General features: G+C 44.9%; 5 protein-coding genes. 4 read left to right on the forward strand and 1 reads right to left on the reverse strand.

Annotated features, from left to right (window positions below; translation table 11 throughout):
- The 3 genes from F6K52_RS37175 to F6K52_RS34295 all read left to right on the forward strand — a co-directional run.
- On the forward strand, positions 1-192 hold a 192-nt coding region (locus F6K52_RS37175; protein ID WP_364421139.1), incomplete at its 5' end, for a hypothetical protein.
- 275 nt (positions 193-467) lie between these two features.
- Positions 468-1,214: a response regulator transcription factor gene (locus tag F6K52_RS34290; protein ID WP_293089366.1), complete on the forward strand. Its 747-nt coding sequence runs from the start codon at positions 468-470 to the stop codon at positions 1,212-1,214.
- A gap of 132 nt (positions 1,215-1,346) precedes the next feature.
- Positions 1,347-2,654 carry a PAS domain-containing sensor histidine kinase gene (locus F6K52_RS34295; protein WP_293089368.1) on the forward strand — a complete coding sequence of 436 codons (1,308 nt, stop codon included), beginning with the start codon at positions 1,347-1,349 and terminating at the stop codon, positions 2,652-2,654.
- Between the two features lie 91 nt (positions 2,655-2,745).
- Here F6K52_RS34295 and F6K52_RS34300 read toward each other — a convergent pair whose 3' ends face one another.
- Positions 2,746-2,883, reverse strand: coding sequence for a hypothetical protein (locus F6K52_RS34300; protein ID WP_293089370.1), 138 nt, complete (start codon positions 2,881-2,883; stop codon positions 2,746-2,748).
- Between the two features lie 240 nt (positions 2,884-3,123).
- Between F6K52_RS34300 and F6K52_RS34305 the strand changes: the two genes are divergently transcribed.
- Positions 3,124-3,339, forward strand: a 216-nt coding sequence (locus F6K52_RS34305) for a PhoU domain-containing protein (protein WP_364421145.1), incomplete at its 3' end; no start/stop codon positions are given.

Consider the following 3,339-nt stretch of genomic DNA (forward strand, 5'->3'; position numbering starts at 1 on the left):
AGGGCATTGGTGGCCTCGGACAACCCTTTTCCAATGGTTTCGGACATTATGCCGTCGTGGCAAATCAACCAAGTGGGTCCTGGTGTTTCCGTGGAACAAATGGGCAGAAAATCCCTGGTGATTGCTTTAGGTAAGCTTCTATTTCTGTCCAAGTACTCAAGTGTAACAGCATGGTTAATTTTAGAGGGTTAGTTGTTGTGTCATCTGCCCAACTGCTCATTTCTAATTAGGTGCAGACGTTTTGCTTGGCTTTAATGCCTATGGATTGCCCCTAACCCTGCTTATTAAAGGGAGGGATGGGACTTTATCTTAATTAGGCAAAATAGCTCCATAATCTATCCGCAGCCAGATAATATATTGGTAAAAATAAGGTTAATTGATGATTAAGTCAATCTTCTGATTGACATATGCGTGGTACTGCTTGTATATCTTGACGTGTAACCTCAGTTACCAACTTTTCTTACTTTATGCTTGCTCTCGACATACCCCACAGTGCTTCCGGTTCAGAACTGACCCAGGCTAAACAAGTCTTAGTGGTGGAAGACGAAGAACTAATCCGAGAAATGATCGTCCTAGCCCTGGAAGAAGAAGGTTACGAGGTTTTAACTGCTTCGGACGGCGCTACAGCGTTGACTATGCTTCAGGATAGCGATCACACTGGTTACTCTGTGGATTTGCTCATATTAGACCTAATGCTACCTCAGGTTAATGGTTTAGATCTGTGTCGGTTGCTACGTTATCGAGGAAATCCCATTCCGATCATGATTCTCAGTGCCAAAGCTAGTGAAACCGATCGGGTTTTAGGTTTGGAAGTTGGTGCAGACGACTACCTCACTAAACCGTTCAGTATGCGGGAGTTGATTGCTCGTTGCCGAGCCTTATTTCGTCGCCAACACTTGAATGGTATGACTCCAACACCAGTGCAGCAATTCCGAGAGATCAAGCTGTACCCCCAAGAGTGTCGGGTGACGGTTCGGGGAGAAGACGTTAATTTATCCCCCAAGGAGTTTCGACTTTTGGAGTTATTTATTAATAATCCCCGCCGAGTTTGGTCTCGGGAGCAATTAATTGATCAAGTATGGGGAATGGATTTTGTGGGAGATACTAAAACAGTGGATGTTCATATTCGCTGGTTACGGGAAAAATTAGAAGAAGACCCGAGTAAACCAGAATACCTGATCACTGTACGGGGTTTTGGTTATCGCTTTGGATAAATAATGAAAGAGAGATAAAGGATACATAAAATATCAAGAATCAAGGATAATTAATCAATGAAATATGAAGAATAGATAAAGGATAAAGTAGTATAAAGTACGAAGTCCTTAATACTTCATATTTTTTTAATTATGATCCTCCTAGCATTTTTACTAGGTCTGGCTTTGGGAATTGGGCTGTGGCTGTGGCAGCAGCACCAACTCAAACGACGGCTACAGCAAATGTTGGGAACACTACAAGCGGATGCTACCAGCAACTCATTGTCAGCAGTTTCTCGTTTGCGGCAAGCGATCGCAAGAGCCAATCACCAACGAGAAGTGATGGAGCAGGAACTCCAAACTTGGCAGGAATTACTTCAGCTAGCCCCCTTAGGTTATTTTCTGGTAGATGAAGAAAACCAGTTACTCTCGTGCAACCAGCAAGCACGTCAGTTATTACATATTCATGATTGGGAGTCAGGAGAAATCCGCTTATTCCTGGAGTGGGTGCGTTCCTACGAATTAGATCAGCTGATTGAAACTACCCGTCACCAGCAGCAACCTGGGATCTGTGAATGGGTATTTCACCCCAGTTGCTTAAATGGGGAGGCCATGGGTGAAATGCGATCGCTTTATCTAAGAGCTTCCAGTTGGCCCTTACCCCAGAAACAAGTTGGTGTGTTTCTAGAAAACCAACAACCTTTGGTAGAACTGGCTGAGTCTCGCAACCAGTGGTTTGGGGATTTAGCCCACGAACTCAGAACCCCCTTAACCTCGATTAGTTTAGTGGCGGAAACGTTACAGAGCCGTCTGGAGCCTCAGGAAAGCCGGTGGATCGAGAAAATGCTGGCAGAAGTCAAACGGCTGATTCAGCTTGTGGAAGATTGGCTGGAAATTAGTAAACTCGAGCAAGACCCAACCCTACATCTTAACTGTCAATCCATAGAACTAAAGAGTTTAATTTTTAGGGTCTGGCAAACCCTAGAACTCCTAGCCCAACAGAAAGACTTAACTCTTGCCTATCATGGACCCGATCAATTGTATCTGCAAGCTGATCCCTCTCGCCTGACTCAGGTATTTCTCAATTTATTTGACAACAGTATTAAACACAGCCCACCTCAGACTGCCATTAGAGTTGAGGTGAATGCTATATCTTCCCAGAAGGCGGCTGTTTGCGATACTTGGATTCAAATTAAGGTGATCGACGCAGGAGATGGTTTTGCCGAGTCAGATTTACCCCGTGTCTTTGAGCGACTTTACCGGGGAGATCAGTCAAGGGCTAGAGACCAGAGTAATTACAGTAATGGAGAACCATTACCTGTGCGTGGCGGCAGTGGTCTAGGACTATCCATTGTGCAGCAAATTATTGAAGCTCACGGTGGCTCTATCCTAGCCACCAATCACTGGGAAACAGGTGGTGCCTGTATAGAAATTGCACTTCCAGATACCACCAAAGGTTGATTAAATTTGCTATTACTAAGTGTTATAGTGTCTTATCCTGCTTGCCCTGGTAGGTTGTTTGGTTAAAGGTTAAAGGTTAAAGGTTAAAGGTTCAAAGTTGTTTGGTTATTCCCGTAGCGTGGCCTTTTGGCCAAGGTTTTTGGCCTTTGGCGTTCGAGTAGGGTAGCTTCAAGGTTGTTGACCCTTGGCGTTCGAGTAGGGTAGCTTCAAGGTTTAATAACCGCGTCACCTGTAACCAGCTAACCTGTAACCAGCTAACCTGTAACCCCTAAACCCTTCATCTAAATACTGTCTGCTAATTTGTTCACCGGAAGGATGGCTAAACGCGATTGGCCGTAGGCCACGCTTCGCGAACGCATCTAATCTTGATGTGCTGTTGGGCAGTTATTTATGTTACCGGAAAGCTTTGCTCCCCATGCATAAATGTACAGGACAGGAGCTTCCAGTCTTCCCTTAACAATCTGATTTTATGGTGAGTTTATCATCTTCTCATACTAGTTCTGTGAGCAACATTTCTGAGCGTTCCCACTTCCAGCGCTCTCTGAAGCGTTTGGCACAAGATGTTTTGCGTATGGGGGCTCTGGTAGAGCAATCTTTTCGACTCAGCCATCAAGCGCTCTTTGAGCGCAATCTCGAGACTGCCCAACATCTTGCCTCTCTTGATAAGCGCATTGATGGCTACTAT

The sequence above is a fragment of the Moorena sp. SIO3H5 genome (genome assembly GCF_010692395.1).
In the GTDB taxonomy this organism is placed as follows: domain Bacteria; phylum Cyanobacteriota; class Cyanobacteriia; order Cyanobacteriales; family Coleofasciculaceae; genus Moorena.